At 60.7% G+C, this 6,318-nt stretch carries 4 protein-coding genes; 3 read left to right on the top strand and 1 reads right to left on the bottom strand.

The window, feature by feature from the left end; genetic code table 11:
- The first annotated feature begins 103 nt into the window (after positions 1-103).
- Together ABL914_RS10665 and ABL914_RS10660 are read left to right on the top strand one after the other, a co-directional pair.
- Positions 104-736: a glutathione S-transferase family protein gene (locus ABL914_RS10665; protein WP_391563161.1), complete on the top strand. Its 633-nt coding sequence runs from the start codon at positions 104-106 to the stop codon at positions 734-736.
- Between the two features lie 91 nt (positions 737-827).
- Positions 828-2,678, top strand: coding sequence for an alpha/beta fold hydrolase (locus ABL914_RS10660; protein WP_391563160.1), 1,851 nt, complete (start codon positions 828-830; stop codon positions 2,676-2,678).
- 159 nt (positions 2,679-2,837) lie between these two features.
- Here ABL914_RS10660 and ABL914_RS10655 read toward each other — a convergent pair whose 3' ends face one another.
- Positions 2,838-4,187, bottom strand: a complete 1,350-nt coding sequence (locus ABL914_RS10655) for a DUF4118 domain-containing protein (RefSeq protein WP_391563159.1) — start codon at positions 4,185-4,187, stop codon at positions 2,838-2,840.
- A 203-nt stretch (positions 4,188-4,390) separates the two neighbouring features.
- Between ABL914_RS10655 and ABL914_RS10650 the strand changes: the two genes are divergently transcribed.
- Positions 4,391-6,211 carry a potassium transporter Kup gene (locus ABL914_RS10650; RefSeq protein ID WP_391563163.1) on the top strand — a complete coding sequence of 607 codons (1,821 nt, stop codon included), beginning with the start codon at positions 4,391-4,393 and terminating at the stop codon, positions 6,209-6,211.
- The last annotated feature ends 107 nt before the right edge of the window (positions 6,212-6,318 follow it).

The following is a 6,318-nucleotide window of genomic DNA, read 5'->3' as shown; positions in this document are numbered from 1 at the left end:
GTCTGCCATGCCCCGGCGCTAAGCGATTGGCGCGCGGGGGGCAAGCGCGGCTTGCCAGCGCGGCAGATGGTCTTAGGCTGAGCAACCACAGGAGATTCGGACAATGCCCATTTTCTATGATTTCAATCGCGCCCCCAGCCCACGCCGGGCACGGATTGTTCTGGCCGAAAAAGGGATTGCCCACGAAGCCCGTGAGATTGATCTGGCCACCGGTGAACAGCGCGGTGAAGCCTTTGCCCGGATCAACCCGGGATTGACCGTGCCTGCGCTGGTGCTGGATGATGGTGCGGTGCTGGGTGATAATGCCGCGATCGCTGCCTGGGCCGAAGCTTTCCAGCCCGATCCGCCCCTGCTTGGCACCACGCCGCTGGAAAAGGCAAAGGTTGCCAGCTGGAACAGCAAGATCGAGGGCGAATGCTTCATGGCCATCGCCGAAGTGCTGCGCAATACATCCAAGGGCATGATTGGCCGGGCCCTGCCTGGGCCGAATGACTACGCCCAGATCCCTGAACTGGCTGAGCGCGGACGGGCGCGGCTGGGGCATTTCCTCGATCGGTTCGAGGCGCACATGCAAGGCCGTGAATGGGTCGCGCTGGATTGTTTCAGCCTGCCCGATATCAGCGCCGGGGTTGCGCTCGATTTTGCCGGCTGGGTTAAGGTTGATGCCAATGAAGGCCGCCCGGCAATCGCGGATTGGCGGGCCAGGCTGGCACAGCGGCCTGCGTTCAAACTATAGGATTGGCAGGCGCAGCGGTGCGCGGCTTGTGGTATGGCTGCGGATGTACCCGCCGCGAGGCGGGCTTGGAGAGAGTGCGAGTGGGCCGCGAATGATCGAAGATCGTGCTGAACCGGGTTTTGGGCCCGAAGCATCGGAACGGGCATTGCTGGCCGATGATTTCGAGCAACTGGCCCGCGCGCTGGCTGAATTGATCGAGGCTGACCGCGATCTGGCTGGCGAGCCGACTGCCGTGCCCACGCGCCCGGCCGCGATTTTTGCCGAAGCCTGGCTGGTCTGCGGGCTTGATGCAGCCAGCGGAGAGCTGGACAATGGCTGGGAGCAGGCGTTTAGCGCCGCTGAACGCGAGGAGCTGGAGTGGGAGCTTCCCGCCGCCAGTTCCAGCCCGCTGATCCGTTTCCTCCATCCGGCCAACGCCAGCCCGGTGCTGGTGCTGATCCTGCCGCTGGCCCCCTATGCCCACTGGCCGATGATCAAGGCCTGGGCCGCGCCGGGCGGACGGCTGCCATCGCACGTCACGATGCGGCTGGCGGCGATGGATGCAAGGCAGGATCGCTTTAACCGCGCGCGTTCGATGTTCCGCCTGACCCAGGGCGAGGAACGGCTGCTGTGCCGGCTGGCCCAGGCCGGAAACCTGCGCGATGCCGCGCTGCGCGATGGGGTCAAATATGAAACAGCCCGGACCACGCTGAAAGACGTTTTGGCCAAAAGCGGACACCCGCGTCAGCCCGCGCTGGTTGGCGCCGCAATCAAGCTGGGCACGCTTGATGAGCCACTCGACCTTGATAGCGACGGTGCGATGCGCGAAGCCTTTGGGCTAAGCGCCCGGCAAAGCGCGATCGCCAGGCTGTTTGCGTTGGGCCAGACCCGTGATGAAGTGGCGGCGCAGCTGGGCCTCTCGCTTGAAACGATCAAGGCCGAGCTCAAGGTGGTCTATACTGCGCTGGGGGTGGGCAACGCCACCGCGCTGGCGGCGGTCGCCGCGCAGATCGGGCTGGCCGCACGGATGCTGGCCGCGCAGGATGTGGGCGGGGTTGATCTGGCCGCCAGCAGCGAGCCGGTGCGGCTTTTGATGCGCAAGCGCCAGGGCGGGCGGATCGCCTTTGCCGATTATGGCCCGGCAGACCGCATCCCGACATTCCATTTCCACACCGCCACCACCAGCCGATATCTGCCGCGCAGCTATATCGCCGCATTGCAAGCCGGCGGGCTTCGTCCGGTGACGATCGACAGCCCCGGTTTTGGCCTGACTGAAATGACCCAGGGCAACTATTTTGATGAGAGCGCCCACGATGTGATCGCGGTGGCCGATGCGCTGGGGGCAGAACGTTTCAACGTGATTTCACGCGGGGCGCGGCAGGTTTCGTTCCTGCTGCGGCACTATCCCGAACGGCTGGGCCGGGTGGTGGTGGTCAATCCTGAAAGCGAGCCCAAGGCGGACAAGACGCTGGGCGGGATCCAGGGCGCATATAAACGCGTGTTCTATTCACTCCCGGCGATGATCGCGCCGCTGGCCAACCAGCTGGCCAATCGGGTTAGCGATCGGACCATGGAGCGGATGATCGACAAATTCATGGGCGATAGCGCGGGTGATCGGATGGTTCTGGCCGATCCCGAAACGCGCCGCGCCCACATCCATTCCAACCGCCTGGCTGCGCTGCAGGGCGGCAAGGGGCTGGCCGCTGTGGGCCTGGCCGGGGACCAGGATGTGCTTCACTCAATTGCCGATGGCAGCTTTATCACGGTGATGTGCGGGCTTCAGGATGCAATGTACCGCGCCGAAGATACCGTGCCGCGCTTGCAGGCGGCCTGGCCGGGGATGAAAGTGCGGTTGCTGGAAGATGCCGGGCGGCTGCTCCACTTGCAGCACCCAAAATTGATTGCCGCCGAGCTGACCGACGGGTCGCGCATGTCGGCAGCCCGACGGCAATCAAAGCGCTAGGCAGTGGTGCGAGCAAGCTGCACTGGCGCCCTTGTCCGGATTGAAGGTTGCCCCCGTCTTCCAGTACCTGTCCTGTCTAAGGCCAACCGGCGAAAGGAAAATCCCCGTTTGGGGGGAGGCTTTCGGGAATTTGCGGGGCGCGGTCTGAAGAAATGATCTTCAAGCCCTACCAGGATCAAGCCGATAGCCCACTGCGGGTTCATTCACGATCAGTACTGGCGCCTCGGGATGCTGCTCAAGCTTCTGGCGCAAGGATCTGATGGCCACACGCAGGTAATCAATCTGATCACTGTGCGCCGGCCCCCAGACCGCCATCAGCAATTGGCGGTGCGGCAGCACACGGCCCTGATGCTTGGCCAGTTCGGAAAGGACACCGTATTCCTTGGGTGTGAGGTGAACTTCGACGCCGGCCTTGCGAACAATCCGAAGATGCAGATCGATCGTCAAATTCCGGATCGAAATTGGCAGTCGTTCTTCAACCGGGCCGATATTCAGCAGGTTGTCGATATAGCGATCCAGTTTGATGACCTCGGTGGCGATGCCTGTGATAACCGATTTGCTGCCCTGGCCAGAGCGTTTCAGCTCGCGGGCCGCCGCGCCGATTGCGGTCAGACGCGGTTTGACGTCCTCGCCAATCGAGGCAAGCAGCCCTGATCGGATCGCGTCACGCTCGCGAAGCAATACCACATCACGAACATCGCTTTCCAGCCTTGCGCGCTCGATAGCCAAGGCGGTCTGATCCAGCAGGTTTTCCAGCAGCAAAGTTTGAGATTCGGTGATCGGGACGCTGCCATCATCGCGGGCCAGACCAACCGCTGCCAGGACAGCGCGGTTCGAAGCAACCGGGCGGAAATGCCAGTCCACTAGGTTCACCCCCTGAATTCCGCGGCCTGCCGGTTGTCCAGTAGCGAGTGTCAAGGCGGCAGCAGCCAGATCGCTGGGGGCAAGCGCGGCCTGGGAAGGGGCGCTTGCAGCCATGTGCGGACCATTTGTTTCCGCAACAAGAACGGCATTGCAGCCAAACAGGTCCGCCAATTCATCCACGGCAGTTTGTGAAATATCCTGTTCGCTGGCGCAGGAAAGAAGCTTGCGGGCAAATCCTGCGATCGTGCCATTGCGCGCGGCATGGGCAGCCGCGAGGCGGGCCTGATCACGAAGCTGACTGGCGAGCTGACTGGTCACCAAGGCAACCAGAAACAAGACTACAACGGTTGTGACATCGGCCGGACTGTGGATCAGGAAGGTGCGATATGGCGCTGTGAAAAAGAAGTTGTAGGCCAGGGTTGATGTGACAGCCGTGAACATTGCCGGCCACAGCCCGCCATAAATCGCCGCACCAAGGACCGGCAGAATATAAAGCAGAACAACCGGATCGTCGCCCCAGCGCTGCGCGATCAGCAATCCGGCCAGGGTCGCGGCAGACACTGCCAGAAAGGAGCCGGCATACTCTTTGGTTGATCTGGCAAGATCGGGTGACTGTTTGTCCAACAGGAATGGGTTCATTTTCATGCGCTGAATCTGCTCCCGGACAACACGCTCGTCGAGAAAATTCGGCGTGAGGATGCCAAACTTAATGCACATTCACATGGAATCTTTATGCCAGAAATGCCCATGCCCCGGCGATGGACAAAACAACATTGACCCCGACAGAGCCCTCGGTCGATCTGGCCGCAGCAGCACCCACCCGCAAGGATAGCTTGCCGATCCTGATGATGGGAGCGATCGGGGTGGTATATGGCGATATCGGCACCTCGCCGCTCTACGCCCTGAAAGAGAGCTTTGTCGGGCCGCACCCGCTCCAAGTTGATCATCTGCATGTGTTCGGCGTGCTGAGCCTGATCTTCTGGTCATTGATGCTGATTGTCACGGCCAAATACGTGTTCGTGGCGATGCGGGCAGACAACCGCGGCGAGGGTGGCTCGTTTGCGCTGCTGGCGTTGATGTCGCGAAACCTTGAAGGGCGGCAATCGACTGCCTGGCTGGTGATGCTGGGCGTCCTTGCCGCGTCGCTGTTCTATGGCGATGCAATGCTGACTCCGGCGATATCAGTGCTTTCAGCGGTTGAGGGCCTGACGGTGGCAGAGGCCAGCCTGGCGCCGCTTGTTCTGCCGATTGCGCTGGTGATCCTGATCGGTCTTTTCCTGATACAATCGCATGGCACGGCCCGGGTGGGCGCGCTGTTTGGTCCGGTTGTGCTGGTCTATTTCGCGGTCCTAGCGGCACTGGGTATCTACAACATTGCCGATCGACCCGAGATCATCGGCATCCTCAATCCTTGGTGGGCAGTGAAGTTTTTCCTCTATGACTACCGCACCGCGTTTCTGGCGATGGGTTCGGTATTCCTGGCGGTTACCGGGGCAGAAACACTTTATGCCGACATGGGGCATTTTGGCCGCAAGGCAATCGGGTTTAGCTGGCTTGGGCTGGTCTACCCCTGCCTGGTAATCAACTACATGGGGCAGGGTGCGCTACTGCTTGGATCGCCAGAGGCAGCCGTCAATCCATTTTACCTGATGGCGCCGGAATGGGCCCGGTTGCCGCTGGTGGCAATTGCAACGGCGGCGACCATAATCGCCAGTCAGGCGGTTATTTCAGGCGCGTTTTCGGTAACTCACCAGGCAATCCAGCTTGGCTTCCTGCCGCGCCTCAAGACCTTTCACACCAGCGAACGGGCGGCTGGACAAATCTATATACCGGCGATCAACTGGGGGCTTCTGGTCATGGTCCTTGTGCTGGTTCTGGGCTTCAGGGAATCAACCCGGCTGGCCTCTGCATATGGGATTTCGGTTGTTGGAACGATGCTGATCACCACGATTATGCTGGCTGTGCTGGTTATCAAGGTGTGGAACTGGAACCGTTGGCTCGCCGGGCTGATGATCAGTATTTTCCTGCTGGTTGACGGGGTCTATTTCGCATCAAATGTGACCAAGATTCCGGACGGCGGCTGGTTCCCGCTGGTCGTTGCGGCGATGCTGTTCACGGTGCTGACCACCTGGGCGACCGGCCGCAGGCTGATGCGTGAGCGAATGGATGAGACTGCGATGCCGTTGGATGTCTTCGTCAAATCTGCGGCATCGGTCCACCGGGTCAGGGGCACGGCGGTGTTCCTTTCTGCCGCACCCGATGCGATCCCTTCTGCGCTGTTGCACAACCTCAAACACAATCAGGTAATGCACAAACGGGTGCTGATCCTGACGGTTCAGGTAGCCGAAGTGCCCTATGTCGATCAATCAAGCCGGGTGGAAACAAAGCACCTGGGCGAAGGCTTCCATCGCCTGATGATCAATTATGGCTTCATGGAAGAAATCGATATCCCGCGCGATCTGGCAGAATCAGTGAGCGAATTTGACATGATGACCACCAGCTTCTTCCTGGGCCGGCAAAAATTGATCCCATCGCGTAGCCGTCCGGGTATGGCGATCTGGCGCGAACGGCTGTTTGCCTGGCTATCCAAAAGTTCCGAAAGTGCGATGGAGTTTTTCAAGCTGCCGACCAATCGCGTGGTCGAATTGGGCAGCCAGCTGGAAATCTAGCGCCCGAACTGCAATCTATTCAAACGCCCGAATGTATTGGCAATAGCCGCAAGACTATGCGAACTTACAGATCAAGCGGGTCGCCCTATTCCGGATCGGAAGGGGGA

Source organism: Novosphingobium sp. (genome assembly GCF_040079535.1).
Taxonomy (GTDB): domain Bacteria; phylum Pseudomonadota; class Alphaproteobacteria; order Sphingomonadales; family Sphingomonadaceae; genus Novosphingobium.
The sequence above is the reverse complement of the archived record's forward strand: the minus strand, read 5'-3'. Positions and strand labels throughout refer to the sequence as shown.

What these genes read in the sequence shown, in the direction of transcription:
- ABL914_RS10665 (WP_391563161.1), top strand. Translation starts at nt 104, where the DNA reads ATGCCCATTTTCTATGATTTCAATCGCGCCCCCAGCCCACGCCGGGCA.
- ABL914_RS10660 (WP_391563160.1), top strand. Translation starts at nt 828, where the DNA reads ATGATCGAAGATCGTGCTGAACCGGGTTTTGGGCCCGAAGCATCGGAA.
- ABL914_RS10650 (WP_391563163.1), top strand. Translation starts at nt 4,391, where the DNA reads ATGGGAGCGATCGGGGTGGTATATGGCGATATCGGCACCTCGCCGCTC.
- ABL914_RS10655 (WP_391563159.1), bottom strand. Translation starts at nt 4,187, where the DNA reads ATGAAAATGAACCCATTCCTGTTGGACAAACAGTCACCCGATCTTGCC.